Origin of the sequence: Streptomyces sp. SID4985 (genome assembly GCF_009863025.1) — a bacterium.
Classification (GTDB): domain Bacteria; phylum Actinomycetota; class Actinomycetes; order Streptomycetales; family Streptomycetaceae; genus Streptomyces.
In genome coordinates this window covers 1-16512 of record NZ_WWIR01000391.1, presented here as the reverse complement: position 1 = coordinate 16512, position 16512 = coordinate 1, and the positions used below count along the sequence as shown (strand labels likewise).

Annotated in this window: 17 protein-coding genes and 1 pseudogene; 7 read left to right on the top strand and 11 right to left on the bottom strand. The window is 72.6% G+C overall.

All coding sequences use genetic code 11. The annotated features are described in order from the left end of the window. Positions 1-4 precede the first annotated feature (4 nt). The 3 genes from GTW40_RS16820 to GTW40_RS16810 form a co-directional block, all read right to left on the bottom strand. On the bottom strand, positions 5-1237 hold the full coding sequence (locus GTW40_RS16820) for a family 16 glycosylhydrolase (protein WP_161181011.1): 1233 nt from the start codon (positions 1235-1237) through the stop codon (positions 5-7). Positions 1238-1334: 97 nt separating this feature from the next. Continuing rightward, complete coding sequence (locus GTW40_RS16815) at positions 1335-2003, bottom strand: VanZ family protein (protein ID WP_161181010.1); 669 nt, start codon at positions 2001-2003, stop codon at positions 1335-1337. A gap of 96 nt (positions 2004-2099) precedes the next feature. Beyond that, entirely contained in the window at positions 2100-2768 is a 669-nt protein-coding gene (locus GTW40_RS16810; protein ID WP_161181009.1) for a DUF4230 domain-containing protein, read from the bottom strand. 158 nt (positions 2769-2926) lie between these two features. On the opposite strand from GTW40_RS16810, the gene GTW40_RS16805 reads away from it, so the two are divergent. Next, positions 2927-3880, top strand: a complete 954-nt coding sequence (locus tag GTW40_RS16805) for a ribose-phosphate pyrophosphokinase (protein ID WP_161181008.1) — start codon at positions 2927-2929, stop codon at positions 3878-3880. Positions 3881-3910: 30 nt separating this feature from the next. Here GTW40_RS16805 and GTW40_RS16800 read toward each other — a convergent pair whose 3' ends face one another. Further along, a complete protein-coding gene (locus GTW40_RS16800; protein WP_343245722.1) occupies positions 3911-4291 on the bottom strand; it encodes an anti-sigma factor antagonist in 381 nt (126 codons plus the stop codon). Positions 4292-4518: 227 nt separating this feature from the next. Next, entirely contained in the window at positions 4519-4818 is a 300-nt protein-coding gene (locus GTW40_RS16795) for a DUF4235 domain-containing protein (protein ID WP_161181006.1), read from the bottom strand. A gap of 112 nt (positions 4819-4930) precedes the next feature. Here GTW40_RS16795 and GTW40_RS16790 point away from each other — a divergent pair, with 112 nt between their 5' ends. Next, positions 4931-5926 carry a cation diffusion facilitator family transporter gene (locus GTW40_RS16790; RefSeq protein ID WP_161181005.1) on the top strand — a complete coding sequence of 332 codons (996 nt, stop codon included), beginning with the start codon at positions 4931-4933 and terminating at the stop codon, positions 5924-5926. Positions 5927-6080: 154 nt separating this feature from the next. On the opposite strand, the gene GTW40_RS16785 is transcribed toward GTW40_RS16790, so the two are convergent. Continuing rightward, positions 6081-6530 carry a nitroreductase family deazaflavin-dependent oxidoreductase gene (locus GTW40_RS16785; protein WP_161181004.1) on the bottom strand — a complete coding sequence of 150 codons (450 nt, stop codon included), beginning with the start codon at positions 6528-6530 and terminating at the stop codon, positions 6081-6083. A 362-nt stretch (positions 6531-6892) separates the two neighbouring features. Here GTW40_RS16785 and GTW40_RS16780 point away from each other — a divergent pair, with 362 nt between their 5' ends. Genes GTW40_RS16780 through GTW40_RS16770 form a run of 3 tightly spaced genes read left to right on the top strand, consistent with a single transcriptional unit; the run spans position 6893 to position 8932 of the window. Then, the gene (locus GTW40_RS16780) at positions 6893-8122 is read left to right on the top strand and encodes a cytochrome P450 (protein ID WP_161181003.1); all 1230 of its coding nucleotides are present in this window, start codon (positions 6893-6895) and stop codon (positions 8120-8122) included. A gap of 12 nt (positions 8123-8134) precedes the next feature. Next, positions 8135-8362 (top strand): ferredoxin, encoded by a 228-nt coding sequence (locus tag GTW40_RS16775; protein WP_161181002.1) that lies wholly within the window; start codon positions 8135-8137, stop codon positions 8360-8362. A gap of 54 nt (positions 8363-8416) precedes the next feature. Then, positions 8417-8932 carry a flavoprotein gene (locus GTW40_RS16770; protein WP_161181001.1) on the top strand — a complete coding sequence of 172 codons (516 nt, stop codon included), beginning with the start codon at positions 8417-8419 and terminating at the stop codon, positions 8930-8932. A 1-nt stretch (position 8933) separates the two neighbouring features. On the opposite strand, the gene GTW40_RS16765 is transcribed toward GTW40_RS16770, so the two are convergent. After that, a complete protein-coding gene (locus GTW40_RS16765) occupies positions 8934-9734 on the bottom strand; it encodes an endo alpha-1,4 polygalactosaminidase (protein ID WP_161181000.1) in 801 nt (266 codons plus the stop codon). 152 nt (positions 9735-9886) lie between these two features. Between GTW40_RS16765 and GTW40_RS16760 the strand changes: the two genes are divergently transcribed. Together GTW40_RS16760 and GTW40_RS16755 are read left to right on the top strand one after the other, a co-directional pair. Beyond that, positions 9887-10855: an aldo/keto reductase gene (locus tag GTW40_RS16760; RefSeq protein ID WP_161180999.1), complete on the top strand. Its 969-nt coding sequence runs from the start codon at positions 9887-9889 to the stop codon at positions 10853-10855. Positions 10856-11172: 317 nt separating this feature from the next. Further along, a complete protein-coding gene (locus GTW40_RS16755) occupies positions 11173-13086 on the top strand; it encodes an RICIN domain-containing protein (protein WP_161180998.1) in 1914 nt (637 codons plus the stop codon). 7 nt (positions 13087-13093) lie between these two features. Here the strand turns inward: GTW40_RS16755 and GTW40_RS16750 are convergent, their stop codons facing one another. The 4 genes and pseudogenes from GTW40_RS16750 to GTW40_RS16735 all read right to left on the bottom strand — a co-directional run. Then, positions 13094-13576: a universal stress protein gene (locus GTW40_RS16750; RefSeq protein WP_161180997.1), complete on the bottom strand. Its 483-nt coding sequence runs from the start codon at positions 13574-13576 to the stop codon at positions 13094-13096. A gap of 53 nt (positions 13577-13629) precedes the next feature. Continuing rightward, complete coding sequence (locus GTW40_RS16745; protein WP_161180996.1) at positions 13630-14922, bottom strand: arsenic transporter; 1293 nt, start codon at positions 14920-14922, stop codon at positions 13630-13632. 53 nt (positions 14923-14975) lie between these two features. After that, positions 14976-15698 (bottom strand): DUF4232 domain-containing protein, encoded by a 723-nt coding sequence (locus GTW40_RS16740; protein WP_161180995.1) that lies wholly within the window; start codon positions 15696-15698, stop codon positions 14976-14978. Positions 15699-15865: 167 nt separating this feature from the next. Next, positions 15866-16512, bottom strand: a pseudogene (locus tag GTW40_RS16735) (serine/threonine protein kinase); the annotation flags it as partial.

The following is a 16512-nucleotide window of genomic DNA, read 5'->3' as shown; positions in this document are numbered from 1 at the left end:
CCGCTCAGCCGACCGTCCACTTCTGGTTGGCGCCCCCGCCGCAGGTCCAGATCTGGAGCCGGGTGCCGTTGGCCGGGTTGTTGTCGGTCACGTCCAGGCACTTGTCGGCCTGCGGATTGACGATGTCGTTGGCCGACGACACGACCCACTTCTGGTTGGGGCCGCCCGTGCAGTCCCACAGCTGGACCTTCGAGCCGTCCGCCGTGGCGTTGTCCACGACGTCGAGGCACTTGCCGAGCGCCCGGATCGTGCCGTCCGAGCCGACCGTCCACTGCTGCGCGGCGGTGCCGTTGCAGTCGTAGAGCTGGACCGGGGTGCCGTTCGCGGAGTTCGCGGCGGCCACGTCCACGCACTTGCCGGCCAGGCCCCGGATGGCCTTGCCCGCGGCGCCGTCGGACGTCGTCACCGACACCGAGTCGACCACCAACTGTGCCGGGAACTGCGTCGAACCGTCCGGGTCGCCCGGCCAGTAGCCGCCGACCGCGAGGTTCAGGATCAGGAAGAACGGCTTGTTGAACACCCAGGTCCTGCCGCCCAGGTCGGCCGGGGTGCGCCGCTGGTAGACATTGCCGTCCACCGACCAGGTGATCGAGTCGGGCGCCCAGTCGACCGCGAAGGTGTGGAAGGCGTCCGCGAAAGCCTGTCCGTTCGGCAGCGAGTAGCCCGCGCCGATGCCGCCCGAGCCGGAGTAGCCGGGGCCGTGGATCGTGCCGTGCACCGTGGAGGGTTCAAAGCCGACGTTCTCCATCACGTCGATCTCACCGGAGTCCGGCCAGTTCACCGGAGTGCCGAGCATCCAGAACGCGGGCCACATGCCCTGCCCGCGCGGGATCTTCATCCGCGCCTCGACATGGCCGTACTGCGCGTTGAACTTGCCCGAGGTGTTCAGCCGGGCCGAGGTGTACTGGCAAGCTCCGTACCAGCACTGGTAGTTGGCCGGGTTCTCCCGCTTGGCGGTGATCACCAGATGGCCCTGGCCGTCCAGGGCCGCGTTGTTGGTGCCCGAGGTGTAGTACTGCCGCTCGTGGTTGTTGACGTTGTCACCCGTCTCCTGCGACCACTTCGAGGAGTTGACCGCGGCGCCCGCGGGTCCGTCGAAGGTGTCGGAGAACGTGGTGACGGCCGCCGCGGTGGGCGCCGCCGTACTGGCGTGCGCGGGTGCGACGGCCGCCGTGCCGATCAACGCGGCCGAGAGGGCCGCGAACAGGCATCTGCGGAGCAGGCGTGGGGTGGCCATGACTCTCCGTTTCCCGTGGGGGGTCTGCTGCACCTCGATTCAAGGAGTGAACTGATGACACGTCAATACCTTGGTGCGGACCAGAAGTTGGGAAGCCTCAGGCGTCGGCGGGCTCCCGCACCCGTCGCGCGTGCACCGCCCGGCCGAGGCGACGGCCCAGCAACGCCCAACCGATCAGCGCACCACCGGTGTTGAGGATCACGTCGTCGATGTCGAAGGCCCGCCCGGTGATCAGCGCGCCCTGCGTCAGCTCGACCATCAGCATCACCAGCGCCGTGAGCGCGAGAACCTGGAGGACACCCCGGGCGCGCGGCGCGAGGACCGGCACCAGCACGCCGAACGGCACGCCGAGCAGGATGTTCCCGCCGAGCTGCCGGACCACGTCGCGCACGGACGCGTAGTCGAGGTACGCCCGCAGGGAGCGGCCCGGATGCAGATTGCTGTGGGTCAGTGCCACCGAGGCCGGGGAGGGCTCCAGGGTGACCCGGGCGAGGAGGATGGCGAAGGCCACCATGAAGACGAAGGCCAGCAGCATGATCGGCAGCCGCAGCGGGAGCGGGAGCGGCCGGGGGCCCGGGGGCGGCGCCGCCTTCTCGGGGGCGCTCGTCCGCCGGAGCTTCCCGAGGAAGCCCGCTCGTCCGGTCTTCACGGGTGCGGCGGCCTTCCCGGGAGCGCTCGCCCGGCCTGTCTTCGCCTTCCGTTCGGGCCGCTCACCTCGCCTCGGCAGGCGCAGCGCGGCGGGCAGGCGGGGGGCGGTACGGGCCATGCGGTCCTCCGGTCGGGGATGCGGGTGTGTGTTCAGGGGCTGTACGGGTGCGGGCGTGCGGGGGCCGTGCGGGTGCTCGTCCCCGGGGACTTGCGTTCAGGAGCCGTAGGTGACGCTCACCTTGTCGAAGCCGAGGGAGTGCAGCAGACCCTGGAGCATGTCGGTGGTGTTGGTCTCGGCGCGCGTGGTCAGCTCGCTGTCCTTGGCGGCCTCGCCGATGTGCTTGACGGCGAGTTTCTGCACCGCCTGCTCGCCGTTGGGGTTGTCCGAGAAGAAGTCGCCGAGGCGGTCGAGGAGTCCGCGCTGCTTGGAGACGGCGTAGGAGCGGTCCGGATCGAGGGCCGCCTTGCCGAGCCGGGCGTGCGGGAGGCGGAGGGTGGCGGAGGTGCGGTCCTTGTCGACCTTCACGTCCTGCTTGCCCAGCTTCCCCAGGTCCACATAGGCGTCCACGGTGCCCGCGCCGACGTACAGCGTGCGGGTGCCCCGGAGCGCGTCCGGGAGGAGCTTGGCGTCCTTCTCCAGGTCCACCACCACCTGGAAGTTGCCGGAGGCGGCGTCGTAACGGCTCATGTCCTGGATGGACTTGAGAAGTGCCGGGCCGGAACGGTCGTGCGTCTCGGTGCCGAACAGGTCCTTGATGCCCGGGAGTACGGCCAGCCGTATCCCCGCCAGCAGCAGCACCAGGACGACGGCGATCGCGGTCACCACCTTGGCCCAGCCGGGCAGGCGGCGGGGCAGGTCTCTGACGGAACTGGTCTTGTCCACGGGTCCTCCTTCCCCCGAACAGATGCCCGCCAAATCCCTTCACAGACCGGTGAGTTGACCGGACGTCCGGATCACGTGCGGGTCGGTGGCGCGGGGGAGGCGCGGGACGCCGCTAGCATGGCCGCCGCAGCCCGTACGGATCATGCGAGGAGCGGATCGTGCGAGACATCGCCGTCTTCAGTGGCAGTGCCCATCCCCGGCTGGCCGAGGAGGTCTGCGCGCATCTCGGGGTGCCGCTCAGCCCGACGCGGGTGAGCCGCTTCGCCAACGACTGCCTGGAGGTGCAGCTCCAGGCCAACTGCCGGGAACGGGACGTGTTCCTGATCCAGCCGCTGGTCAAGCCGGTGCAGGAGCATCTGGTCGAGCTGCTGCTGATGTGCGACGCGGCGCGGGGTGCCTCGGCCGCCCGGATCACCGTCGTGATGCCCCACTACTCCTACGCCCGCTCCGACAAGAAGGACGCGCCCCGCATCTCGCTGGGCGGCCGCCTCGTCGCCGACCTGCTGGTGGCGGCCGGGGCGAGCCGGGTGCTCGCCATGACCCTGCACGCCCCTCAGGTGCACGGCTTCTTCTCCGTCCCCGTCGACCATCTGCACGCGCTGCGCGAACTGGCCGCGCACTTCTCGCGGTACGACCTCTCCCGCACCACCGTCGTCTCCCCGGACCTCGGCAACGCCAAGGAGGCGGCCGCCTTCGCGCGGCTCATCGGGGCGCAGGTGGCGGCGGGCGCCAAGCAGCGGTTCGCGGACGACCGGGTGAGCATCAGCTCCGTCATCGGCGAGGTGGCCGGGCGGGACGTCATCGTGCTGGACGACGAGATCGCCAAGGGCAGTACCGTGCTCGAACTGCTCGACAAATTGCGTGAGTTGGGCCCCCGCTCGATCCGGGTCGCCTGCACCCACGGGCTGTTCGCCGCCGGTGCGCTGAAGCGGCTCAGCGAACAGCCGGACGTCCTGGAGATCGTCTGCACCAACACGGTCCCGGTGCCCCTCGACGACCACCCCGAGAAACTCCGCGTCCTCTCCATCGCCCCGGCCCTCGCCGAGGCCGTACGCCGCATCCACAACGGAGAATCGGTGAGCGCGCTGTTCGAGGAACCGAAGAACGAGTGAACCGGGCGCGCGGTGACGGCCGTACCCCGCTCAGCGGGGCTTCCCGTTCCCGTCCGACGCGTTGATCACCGACTCCAGGGTGGGGTGCGGGGGCAGCAGGCGGGTCAGACCGGTGACGCGGAAGACACGGAGGGTCAGGGGGTGGGTGCAGACCAGATGGAGACGGCCGCCGCGCTCCAGGAGGCGGCCGCGGGCGCGGTGGACCAGGCGCAGCCCCGAGCAGTCGAAGAACTCCACGGGGCGCAGGTCGAGGACGAGCCGGACGCCGGGGCGGCCGGTGAGGCGGTCGAGCAGCGGGGCGATCTCGGCGGCCGTGGCGATGTCGATCTCGCCGCGTAACTCCAGGACCGTGTGGCCCCGGTCCTCGTGCACCCGCAGATGCCGGGTGGGCGGGGTGGGGTCCTGTCGCACGACGACATCACCTCCCACCCGCGCCCGTGACGCACTCCGCGCCCGCCTACTCGCCTTCGACAGAAGGAATTTGAGCATGTTCGATTGACATATGTCTTCGACTTTGACGCATGTCGTTCGAACATGATCGAGCTGCGGATACGTAAGCGATTGCGTGGCTCGATCATGGCGCCCGACGGTGCCTGGTGCGGTGCCCGATGCGGTGTCTGGCGCGGTGCCGCCGTCGCTCAGTGCTGCTTCGCCGCGTGCGGCTGCGGCCAGCTCCCCGTCGAGCGGGCGACCGCCTTCGCCCGGGTGCGGTCCACCGCACTGCGCGCCACCGCGAAGATCGCGCCCTGCACCGCCGCCGCGAGCAGGATCTCGCCCCAGCCCCGGTCCGGGTCCAGGGGGTCGGGCGCGTGCTCCTCGTGCCGGACGACCGTCCACACCTTGCGGAACGCCAGCCCCGCGAGCGCGCCGCCCGCCCAGCTGAGCAGGAAGCCGACCGGCTGGTAGTGGAGGGGAAGCTTGGTCTTGTTCTTCGCCATGGATCACTCCTTCCTCACGTCACGGACCTCTTGTCGGCCGAGCGGGACGCGCCACCCGTTTCGCCCTCCCCGACGCCGTATGAACCGCCCGGTCCGGGGCATTCGGTGACGGATGAGCGGGACATCCTCGAAGCGGAAGAAGCAGACCCGGCGGACCAGGGCCGACCGGCACACCCGGATCACCGTTCTGGTGGCGCTCGCCGCGAATCTGGTGATCGCGGTGGCCAAGGCCGTCGGCGGAGTGTTCGCCGGCTCGCCCGCGCTCCTCTCGGAGGCGGCCCACTCGGTCGCCGACAGCCTCAACGAGGTCTTCCTGCTGGCCGCGCTGCGCCGCAGCCGCCGTCCGGCCGATCCGCGCCACCCGTTCGGGTACGGCAAGGAGCGGTATTTCTGGTCGCTGCTCGCGGCCGTCGGGATCTTCGTGATGGGCGGTTGCTTCTCCTTCTTCCAGGGCTTCGAGGCGCTGCGCTCGGGCGCGGAGGAGAAGTTCAGCGGCTATGTCGCGGGCCTCGTCGTGCTCGGTGTCGCCTTCGTCGCGGAGGGGCTCTCCCTGCTCCGCGCGCTGTACCAGGCACGCCGGAAGGGCGGTGGCTCCGCCGATCTGAGCGACCCCGCCCTGCGCACGGTGATCGCCGAGGACGGCACGGCGGTGCTCGGCGTCACCTTCGCGGCCGTCGGCATGTTCCTGCACATGGTGACCGGGCAGGTGGCCTGGGAGGCGGCCGCCTCCATGGTGATCGGCGCGCTGCTCGTCCACATCGCCTACCGGCTCGGCCGCGAGGCCCGCGACCAGCTCATCGGCGAGGCCGCCGACCCCGAACTGACCGCCCGCATCCGCGCGCTGCTGGGCGCGCAGCCGGAGATCGACAGCGTCGAGGCGCTGTTCACGATGAAGACCGGCATCGACTCCACGCTGGTGGCCGCCCGTGTCGACCTCGTGCCGGGGCTGGACAGCGAGCGGGTCGAGGAGGTCGCCGTACGGATCAAGCGATCGGTCGCGGAGATGTTCCCCGAGGCCGACCGGATCTTCCTCGACGTCACCGACCGCGACGGGGCCACCGGGACACGCGAGAGCCCCGCCGCGACGGGGGAGCGCGGCGGGGCCTGACCGGCGAGTGCCCGGCCCGGGGGCGGTTCATGCGCACCGCCCCCGAAAAACTCCCCGCGGACCCGGACCGCGACAAAGCCCGCGGACCCGGACTGCGACAAAGCCCGCGGACCCGGATCGCGACAAGGTCCCGCGGCCCCTGTCCGCGCCGGACTCAGTCCGCGTCCACCGGCTCCAGCACGAACACCGGGATCTCCCGGTCCGTCTTCTCCTGGTACTCGGCGTACGGCGGGAAGGCGGCCACCGCCCGCTCCCACCACTCGGCCTTCTCCGCGCCGGTCACCTCACGGGCCCGCATGTCCTGCTTGACCGGGCCGTCCTGGAGCTCGACCGCCGGGTCCGACGTGACGTTGAAGTACCAGACCGGGTGCTTGGGCGCGCCGCCGACGGAGGCGACCGCCGCGTACTTCCCGTCGTGCTCCACCCGCATCAGCGGCGTCTTGCGGATCTTGCCGCTGCGCGCGCCCCGGGTGGTCAGGACGATCACCGGCAGCCCGGTGTCCCGCAGCGTCGTCCCCTTGGTCCCGCCGGACCCCTCGTACAGCTCGACCTGCTCGCGCACCCACTGGGTCGGGCTGGGCTCGTACTCGCCCTCAAGCGGCATTGCCTCGTCCTCTTCTCGTTCAGACGTTCTCGTTCAGACGGCTTCTTGCTCGTACGGCTGTCTTCTGCGACCTGCCACAACAGCGGCGGGCGCCGCAATCATCCGTACCGCGCAGCGGTGGCCGGAACACCCCCGTGTCCAGGAGACTGAAAGTGGCCGAAAGCAACCGAGTAACCTGGCCGGGAAGAAGCGATGTGCGCTCCGGAACGGCCGGAACCGGTGCTTCCGTGCTCATGACGGCCACGCTCTTCGGCCAGACCCGGGGGACCGCCGATCTGGCCGAACTTGCCGTCGCCCCATGGGTGCCGCAGGCATCTAATGAAGATCGGCACGACGCACCTTCTCGTCTGCGAGGTCTTTCCATGACGGAACTGACGGACATCATCGAGCCGGACACCCCGGCCTCCCCCGTCGCCTTCCCGCAGGACCGCACCTGTCCCTACCACCCGCCCACCGGGTACGGCCCCTTGCGCGAGGCACGGCCGCTGTCCCGGGTCACGCTGTTCGACGGCCGCGAGGTCTGGGCCGTCACCGGGCACACCGCGGCCCGCGCGCTGCTGGCCGACCCCCGCCTGTCCAGCGACCGCACCAGGCCCGGCTTTCCCGTCCCCTCGGCCCGCTTCGCCGGGGTGCGGGACCGGCGGGTCGCGCTGCTGGGCCTGGACGACCCCGAGCACAAGGTCCAGCGGCGGATGATGATCCCGTCGTTCACCGTCAAGCGCGCCGCCGCGCTGCGGCCGGCCATCCAGCGCATCGTGGACGACATCCTCGACGCGATGATCGAGCAGGGCCCGCCCGCCGAGCTGGTCTCCGCCTTCGCGCTGCCCGTGCCGTCCATGGTGATCTGCGGCCTGCTCGGGGTGCCGTACGACGACCACGAGTTCTTCGAGGAACAGTCCCGCAGGCTGCTGCGCGGCCCGACCGCCGAGGACACCCAGGCCGCCCGGGTGGAGCTGGAGAAATACCTCGGCGCTCTCGTCGACCGCAAGGCCGCCGCGTCCGGGCCGGGCGACGGTGTGCTCGACGACCTCGTGCACCAGCAGCTGCTCGAGGGCGCCCTGGACCGTGCGGAGACCGTCTCGCTCGGGCTCATCCTGCTCGTCGCCGGGCACGAGACGACCGCCAACATGATCTCGCTGGGCACCTTCACCCTGCTCCGGCACCCCGAGCGGCTGGCCGAGCTGCGCGCCGACCCCGCGCTCCTGCCCGGCGCGGTCGAGGAGCTGATGCGGATGCTGTCCATCGCGGACGGCCTGGTGCGGATCGCCCTGGAGGACATCGAGGTCGAGGGGCAGACCATCCGGGCCGGGGAGGGCGTGCTCTTCTCCACCTCGGTCATCAACCGCGACGCGGCCGTGTACGAGGACCCCGACAGCCTGGACTGGCACCGCTCCGCCCGCCACCACGTGGCCTTCGGCTTCGGCATCCACCAGTGCCTGGGGCAGAACCTCGCGCGGGCCGAGCTGGAGATCGCCCTCGGCTCGCTGCTGACCCGGCTGCCCGGGCTGCGCCTCGCCGTTCCGGCCGAGGAGATCCCCTTCAAACCCGGCGACACGATCCAGGGGATGCTGGACCTCCCCGTGACCTGGTAAGAGGCTCAGGCCATGCACATCGACATCGACACGGACACCTGTATCGGCGCGGGACAGTGCGCGCTGGCCGCCCCGGCGGTCTTCACCCAGGACGACGACGGCTACAGCTCGTTGATCCCGGGCCGCGAGGACGCCACCGACAACCCGATGGTGCGAGAGGCGGCGCGGGCCTGCCCCGTCGGCGCGATCACCGTCACGGAGGACTCGTCCCGGGCGGCGGTGACCGTCACGGACGACTGAGTACGACCGAGTACGGCCGCCGGTGCGGGTCAACGGTCCCGGTAGGGTGCCCGGATGACCGACCGCACCGGCAAGCCGTTCCTCTACGTCGTCGTCTGCGCGGCCGGGATCGCCGACGGCGTCGGCACCCTGATCGCGGCCGCGCGGGACCGGGGCTGGGAGGTGGGCGTCATCGCCACCCCGGCGGCGACCAACGGCTTCTTCGACCTGGCCGCCGCCGAACGGCTGACCGGCCGCACCGTGCGGTCCGCCTGGCGCACCCCGCGCGACCCGCGCCCCTTCCCACCGCCGGACGCGGTCGTGGTGGCGCCCGCGACCTTCAACACCGTCAACAAATGGGCGGCCGGGATCGCCGACACCCTGGCAGTCGGCACCCTGTGCGAGGCACTCGGTCTCGGCGTGCCGATCGTGGTGCTGCCCCGCGTCGGCGAGGCGCTGGCCGCCCACCCCGCCTACGGGGAGAGCGTGGCGCGGCTGACCGGGCTCGGCGTCCGGTTCGGGGAGGGCGGCGGGGACGGCGGCTTCCCCTGGGAGTCGGCCCTCGACCTGCTGGAGTCGCCGCCCCGCTGAGTCAGCGGGTCCGGCGGACGTACCCCGGATCGCCGGGCGTGGAGACCTGCAGGTCCCGGCGGACGATGCCCAGTCTGCCGCCCCAGCGCGCCAGCGCCTTGCGCAGGCCCGCGTCGGTGTACTCGACGTCCAGCACCCGGTCGTCGTACGCCTTCGCGTACACCCCGCACTCGTCGTACTGCCCGCACTCCTCCGTCACCGCGAAGTCCAGCCCGGCCGCTTCCCGGCGCCCGGTCAGCTCGGCGGTGTTCTTCTGGCCGACGGCCAGCCGGCGGGTGTGCGCGTGCCGGGTCAGCAGGCGCATGTACGCGACCGCGTCGGCGGCGGTGAGCAGACGGTGGGAGCGGGTGTAGCTGTCGTAGTTGTCGGGCTCGACGGCGTCGAAGCCTTTCCGGGCGCAGCCGTCGATCCAGCCGTTCACCCGGCGCGCGACCCGCTCCCGCTTGGCGGGGGTGCGCAGGTCGAGGAGGGGTTCGTCCCAGTCCTCGTCGATCACCGTGCGGCCGTCCGCGTCGCGCAGCAGCAGGTCGGCGGGCCAGTCGGCGCGTTCGTCGGGCTGGGCCTGGAAGGCGTTGACATAGCAGACGTTGTAGTGGCCGGGGGCGGGGGAGTCGGAGCGGTCGCGGGTGACGATCCGGACTCCGGCGGGCGGCGGGTAGGCGCCGCCGATCTGGTAGTCGAACCCGGCGTGGCGCGGCGGGAGTCGCACCCCGTCCGCTTTCTGCCCCGATCCGCAGCCGGTCAGGGCGACGGCGAGGGCGAGCAGCGCGGCGGCGGCGCGCGGGACAGCCTGGCGGGCCACGTCCGCTCCCTCGGTTCTCGGGTGGGGCGGTGGGACCGCCGTACGGCACTGTCGTGATCCAACCGGCCGCGCGCCGCGTGCGTCAACTCGCCCTGACCAGGCCGACGTACCCTCGCGGTGACAGCACCTCCCCGACGGCAGGAGCGGCAACGATGCGGTATGTGAAGCTGGGTTCCACGGGCCTGGACGTCTCGCGGATCTGTCTGGGCTGCATGACCTACGGCGAGCCCGACCGGGGCGTCCACGAGTGGACGCTCGACGAGGAGGCGGCCCGGCCGCTGATCCGGCAGGCGCTGGAGGCGGGGGTCAACTTCTTCGACACCGCCAACGTCTACTCCGACGGCACCAGCGAGGAGATCGTCGGCCAGGCCCTGCGGGACTACGGGCACCGCGACGAGATCGTGCTCGCCACGAAGGTGCACGGCCGGATGCGCCCCGGGCCCAACGGCGGGGGCCTGTCCCGCAAGGCGATCATGTCCGAGATCGACCACAGCCTGCGCAGGCTCGGCACCGACTACGTCGACCTCTACCAGATCCACCGCTACGACCACGAGACCCCCGTCGAGGAGACGATGGAGGCCCTGCACGACCTGGTGAAGGCGGGCAAGGTCCGCTATCTCGGGGCGAGTTCGATGTACGCGTGGGAGTTCGCCAAGGCGCAGTACACGGCCGAGCTGAACGGCTGGACCCGGTTCGTGTCCATGCAGAACCACTACAACCTCCTCTACCGCGAGGAGGAGCGGGAGATGCTGCCGTTCTGCGCGGACCAGGGGGTCGGCGTGCTGCCGTGGAGCCCGCTGGCGCGCGGGCGGCTCACCCGTGACTGGGGCACCGTCACCGGACGCAGCGCGGGCGACGACTTCGGCAGCCGGCTGTATCTGGAGAGCGACCGGGAGATCGTGGAGGCGGTGACCCGGGTCGCCGAGGCGCGGGGTGTGCCGCGCGCCCAGGTGGCGCTGGCCTGGCTGCTGCGTCAGGACACGGTGGCGGCGCCGATCGTCGGGGTGTCGCGGCCCGGACATCTGGAGGACGCGGTGGCCGCCGTGCGGCTGGAGCTGACCGACGAGGAGGCCGAGGAGCTGGAGCGGCCGTACACCCCGCGCGCGGTGAGCGGGCACTGATTTCCGCCGCCTATTTTTTCCTTGAGTGATCAACAGGATTCCCGGGGATTGAATCCCGGTCAGTGATCATCTTCCTTCTCGCCTGTTCCGTTTTCCATGCCCGCGAACGGGAGATCTCTTGTTCCGTGCCGCCGGCCTGTGCGAAAGTGTGCGCTGCCGGCGCCCGGACAATTGTTTTTCCGCCGCGAGCGCCGGTCCGCTCCGGTGCGTCCCCCCTGTCTCAAATGAGCTTCCCCAGGCGGGCGTTGGGGCTGTCGCGTTCGGGGTCCTGCCGTCGGTATGGGCCGATTCCGTGTCGGGTCTGGAGGAATACGGTAGTGAAAGGCGAAGGACCGGAGAATTTCCCTGATTTCCCCCAGTCCCCGGATTCCGTCGATTATGAGCACGGCAGGCGGACTCCGGTATCGGACCGGGAACTCAGTGCCGAGCTGAAGAACTGGACGGGAGCGGCGCCCGCGCTGCACCCCGTCGGCGAACTCCTCGACCGGCACTGGGCCGCGGGCTACGCCTACGCCCGGCTGTGCACCGCCGGGCCGCGCGCGGCCGGGATGCTCACCACCGCCGCCTTCACCCGGCTCTTCGGCGAGACCCTGCGCCAGACCGGACCGTCCGCCGCCTGGCGCCCCCATCTGCTGGTCACCGTGCGCCGCGTCGCCGCCGAGTGGGACGGCGACGGCCGCCAGGACCTGCTGCACCCCGCGCTGCGCCCGGTCCCCGGCAGCACGGAGCGCGCCGCCGCCCGGCTGCTCCCGTCCTCCGGCAGGCGGCTGCTGTCCCGCGCCTTCCAGCGGCTGCCCCAGTCCTACCGCGCCGTGCTCTGGCACGCCGAGGTCGAGGGCGAGCCCCTCTCCGTCCCCGCCGAACTCCTCGGCCTGGACGAGGAGAACACCCTCATCGAACTGCGCCGTGCCCGCGAGCGGTTGCGCGAGGAGTGCCTCCAGACCCACCGCGAGCTGGCCGCCGACCCCGAGTGCGGGCGCTATCTGCGGATGCTGGACGTGACCTTCCGGCGCGGCGCCATGGACATGGACCCCGATCTGCGGACCCATCTCGAGGGCTGCCGCCACTGCATGGAGACCGCCGAGCAGCTCGCCCGCTTCAAGCAGGGGCTCGGGCTCGCGCTCGCGGAGTCGGTCCTCGGCTGGGCCGCCGCCGAGTACCGCGAGGCCCGTATCAACCGCGCCGAGGAGGCGCCCGCCATTCCCGCGCTCACGGGCGGCGAGGACTTCGGCCCGTCGCCCGCCGCCCCGGGACTTCCGCCCGCGCAGCGGGACATCACGCCCCACGGGGCGACCGTCCGCTCCGCGCACCGTGCCGTGCGCCGCGCCCGCCGCCGCAACCTCGGCATGGCCGTCGCCACCGTCGGCGGCCTGGTCGTCCTCCCGCTGGTGCTGTGGTCGGCGTTCGGCTCCGGCGACGAGTCCGCCCGCGCCCACGGCGCCACCCCCTCCGAGGCACCGGACACCCAGCCGCCCTCGCCGGGCCCGTCCTGGGCCGGGGCGAGCACCCGCGAGGGCGCCCTGCACGGCAGGCTGCACAACGTGGCCTCCGGCGACTGCGTCGGTGTCGTCGGCGACGCGGTCGAGGGCGCCGAGACCGCACTGGCCGCCTGCTCCGCGGCACCGTCGCAGCGCTGGACGTACGAGACCAACGGGCTGCTGCGCAGCGACGCCGCCCCCGACCTCTGCCTCGACTCCCACCTCGGCTACTCGGTCCGCCTCGCCCCCTGCTCGGCCACCGGACGCACCGCGAAGAACCTCCGCTACGACTTCACCCTCCAGGGCGTCCTCGTCCCGCGCTGGGACCAGGACCTCGCCCTCACCCCGGCCGCCACCGACGGCTCGGGCGCGCTGGTCGTCAAGAACCGCGAGGACACCGGGGCGCAGCGCTGGGTGATGGACACGAGCCGTACCGACCCGCAGATGCAGACCGTCAACTGGGACGGCACCACCCCGCCCGCCAAGGGCACCACCGGCGCGCCCACCGCTCCCACCCGGACCGCCGCACCGGCTCCCACCCAGAGCGCACGGCCCGCCCCCAGCACCACCCCCACCGAGCAGCCGGGGCCCACCCGGGAGGGCTTCCCCGTCTCCTACCGCTGCGCCGACCACCAGGACGCCTGTCTCCGGGACGGCCAGTACGGCGACTGGGACCACGGCGGGTCCTACGGTTCCTACGGGGGCTCGTACGGCGGCTCCTACGGGGGTTCCTACGGAGGTCACCGCCGCTGACCGGCCGTCAATGGGGCGGCGGTGGCGGCAGGGTCCGCAGGGAAGGCGCCCGGTCCGGCCAGACCAGCAGGACCGGGCAGGGCGCGTGGTCCACGGTGAAGCGGGAGGCGGGGCCCAGGCTGTGCGGGCCGAGCCGGGTGTGGTCGCCGTCGCGGGCGAGGACCAGCAGATCGGCGCCCTCGGCCGCCGCGACGACCTCGCGCTCGACCCGGCCGGACCGCTCCTCGCGGACGCAGGGGCGGCCGAGCCGTTCGGCGGCCGCCGCGAGCAGCTCCGCCGCCGAGCCGTCGTTCAGCGTCTCCATCAGATCGCCCGGATCGTTCCTGCGTCCCCGGCCGAGCAGCCCCGCGAACGCCCCGTGCGCCACCCCGGGCACCTCGGGCCCGCTCACGTGCAGCAGCACCACCTCGGCACCGGCCGGGGTGTGCTCCCGTACGGCGTCCACACAGGCGGGCCAGGTGCCCTCGACGAGCCAGGCGATCACACGCATCCGGTCGGGCCCCTCTCGACGTACGGCGGCCGGTGCCCCGGACCACCGCGGCTTCAGAACAGGTGCAGCGCACCCCACAGTGCCACCACCGACACGGCCAGCGCCGAGGGCACGGCGATCAGACCGAGCCGGGTGAACTCCCCGAGGTCCACCCCGTGGTCGTGTTGGTGCACGATCCGCCGCCACAGCAGGGTCGCGAGCGAACCGGCGTAGGTGAGGTTCGGGCCGATGTTCACCCCGAGGAGCACGGCGAGCACCGCGCCCGCACCCGCCGGGGCCGCCAGCGGCAGCAGGACGAGGACGGCGGGGAGGTTGTTGATCAGGTTCGCCAGGACGGCGGCCAGCGCGGCGGTGCCCAGCAGCGCGAGCAGGCCGGTGCCGCCGGGCAGTACGTGCTTCAGCGCGTCCGCGAGCCCGTTGTCCACCACCGCGCGCACCACCACTCCGAGCGCCAGCACGAACAACAGGAAGGAGGGCGCCGCCGCCCGTACGACCGTCAGCGGGGTCGCCTGCCGCCGGATCAGCGCCCGCCCGGCCAGCACCAGCGCACCCGCCGCCGCGACCCACGCCGGGTCCACACCGAACCCCGACGCCACCACGAACCCGGCCAGCGCGCAGCCCACCGTCACCAGCGCGAACAGCGGCAGCGGCGGCTCCTCGCCCGTCTCCCCGGCACCCGGCGCCGAGACCGCCAGGTCCCCGGCGAAGAACCGCCGGAACACCACGTACTCCACCCCGATCGCGGCCAGCCACGGCAGCGCCATCAGCGCCGCGAACCGGGTGAAGCTCAGCCCGCTCGCCGCGAAGGCCAGCAGGTTCGTCAGATTGGACACCGGCAGCAGCAGCGAGGCGGTGTTCGACAGATGCGTACAGGCGTACACCTGCGGTTTCGGCCGTACGCCGGTCCGTGCGGCCGTCGCGAACACCACCGGGGTCAGCAGCACGATCGTCGCGTCCAGGCTGAGCACGGCCGTGATCACCGAGGCCAGCGCGAACACCGCCGTGAGCAGCCGCACCGGGCGCCCCCGCGACCAGCGCGCCATCCACGCCCCGCACGCCCGGAACAGCCCCTCCACGTCGCAGAAGTGGGCGAGCACCAGCACCGCCGCGAGGAACCCGACCACCGGGCCGAGCCGCGCCACCTCCTCGCGGGCGTGCTCCGGCGAGATGACGCCGAGGGCGATGGCGAGCCCGGCGGCGGGGACCGCGAGGACGGCCTCGGAGCGGCCGAAGGGCCGTACGACCGCCCAGGCGAGCACCGCCACGAGCAGGACGGCGGACAGGGCCTCGGCGAGCGGGGTGTTCAGGGTGTTCCTCCGGGTCGGACGTGGTTGGTGCCCGCCCATGAAAACAGATCACGCGCGGGGCACCGCGCATCCGTCGGGGCCGATCCCGCCGGTCAGGGCTGGGTGCCCGGCCGGAACACGCTCAGGAACACGGAGGAGGAGTTGCCGCCGACCGGCACCGCCCCGGCCGACCACGCCACCTTCAGCGAGTCGCGCTCGTCCGGCGGGGTGACCACAAGGGCGGCGGGCTGTGCCTTGGTGGCGCCGCTGATCTCGGGGTTGGAGAAGGTCAGCCCCGCCCAGGCGCTCGCCCCCGGCCGCAGCGTGACCGTCACCGCGGAGCCGGAGGAGCGCTTCGGGTCGGGCCCGAGCTGCTTGCCCGAGGCGTCGACGAAGGCCGCTCCCGGATAGCCGTGCACCGTGCAGGTGCGGGCGGATTTGTTGGTGAGTACGACGGGGAAGTTCTCCTGCCCGGCCCCCGGGTCGTTGCGGCCGACCGAGGCGCGCAATTCGGAGGTGTGGCAGCGGGAGTTCGCGGCGGGCCGCGTGCCCGGCTTCGTCGCGTCGCCCTTGGTGCCGTCGTCGTCCTTCGTGCCGTCGCCGCGCTGGGACTCGTGGGCCGAGGCGGATGCCTGGTCCGACGGTGTGGCCGTCGCCGCCGACGCGGGCGGGGAGGCGCCCGGGGAGCGCTCGGTCGCGGGCGCGGCCGTGCCCGACTCCGTCTTCACCGGTTCGGCCCGGACGCCCTGGCCGCCGCAGGCGGTCAGCAGACCCAGTACGGCGACCGACCCCGCGATGAGGGCCCCGCGCCGCGCGGAGGGAGATGAGTTCGCCATGTCGCTCGACACTCCTGGTAGTCGCGGCACGCGCCGTACGCGTGCCTCCGGCGCCGGGTGCGCCATCACCACACTCCGATGCGCGGACCGGGGGAAAAGTTCGGAGCGCGCGAAGAGTATTTTCCCGCTCCCGGTACTTTCGTGCCCCGTCGGGCCTGCGTACCCGGTCAGCCGACCCGCAGGGAGCGCAGGATGCCGTCGGTGGCGTCCCCGCCGCCCCGGCGGCGCACCTGGACGTACACCTGCGGCTCGTCCGCGCCGTCCGCCGGGCGCAGCGCCGACTCGGCCACCGAGCCGCCGTCCGGGCAGTCCGCCCAGGTGTGCACCGTGCCGCGCCAGCCGCCGCCGGTGAAGGCACGGGCGCCCGCGTCACGGCACCCCGTGTGGGTGAGCGCGGCCACCCGCACCGCCATGTCCCCGTGGTCGGACACGCCGACGAACACGCCGTCCACCGGTGCGTCCAGGTCCGGCCAGCGCGCCAGGTCGCCCGCCACCACCAGCCCCGGCTCCTGCCCGGACGGCAGCCCGACCGCCGCCGGGTTCCAGCCCGAGTCGCGCACCTCGCGCGCCCATCCGGCGGGCACCTGGACGCTGATCCGGCCCGAGGCGTCCCGCACCCGCACCGGCCCGGCGTCCCCGGCGGCGGGCCGGTGCAGCACCACGGCCACCGCCCCGGCGGCCACCCCCAGCGCCACCGCCCCGGCCACGACGGCGTACCTGGCCCGCACCCGGCGTGGCCCGCGCCACCGCCCGCGCCCGCCGCCGGAACCGTCCGCCAGCCGCTCCAGCGCGTCCGCGAACGCCGCCGCGTCCG

Bases quoted from the DNA above. Each gene is read 5' to 3' on its own strand.
- GTW40_RS16820 (WP_161181011.1), bottom strand. From the start codon at position 1,237: ATGGCCACCCCACGCCTGCTCCGCAGATGCCTGTTCGCGGCCCTCTCG.
- GTW40_RS16815 (WP_161181010.1), bottom strand. From the start codon at position 2,003: ATGGCCCGTACCGCCCCCCGCCTGCCCGCCGCGCTGCGCCTGCCGAGG.
- GTW40_RS16795 (WP_161181006.1), bottom strand. From the start codon at position 4,818: ATGGCGAAGAACAAGACCAAGCTTCCCCTCCACTACCAGCCGGTCGGC.
- GTW40_RS16790 (WP_161181005.1), top strand. From the start codon at position 4,931: ATGAGCGGGACATCCTCGAAGCGGAAGAAGCAGACCCGGCGGACCAGG.
- GTW40_RS16785 (WP_161181004.1), bottom strand. From the start codon at position 6,530: ATGCCGCTTGAGGGCGAGTACGAGCCCAGCCCGACCCAGTGGGTGCGC.
- GTW40_RS16780 (WP_161181003.1), top strand. From the start codon at position 6,893: ATGACGGAACTGACGGACATCATCGAGCCGGACACCCCGGCCTCCCCC.
- GTW40_RS16775 (WP_161181002.1), top strand. From the start codon at position 8,135: ATGCACATCGACATCGACACGGACACCTGTATCGGCGCGGGACAGTGC.
- GTW40_RS16770 (WP_161181001.1), top strand. From the start codon at position 8,417: ATGACCGACCGCACCGGCAAGCCGTTCCTCTACGTCGTCGTCTGCGCG.
- GTW40_RS16760 (WP_161180999.1), top strand. From the start codon at position 9,887: ATGCGGTATGTGAAGCTGGGTTCCACGGGCCTGGACGTCTCGCGGATC.
- GTW40_RS16750 (WP_161180997.1), bottom strand. From the start codon at position 13,576: ATGCGTGTGATCGCCTGGCTCGTCGAGGGCACCTGGCCCGCCTGTGTG.
- GTW40_RS16745 (WP_161180996.1), bottom strand. From the start codon at position 14,922: ATGGGCGGGCACCAACCACGTCCGACCCGGAGGAACACCCTGAACACC.
- GTW40_RS16740 (WP_161180995.1), bottom strand. From the start codon at position 15,698: ATGGCGAACTCATCTCCCTCCGCGCGGCGCGGGGCCCTCATCGCGGGG.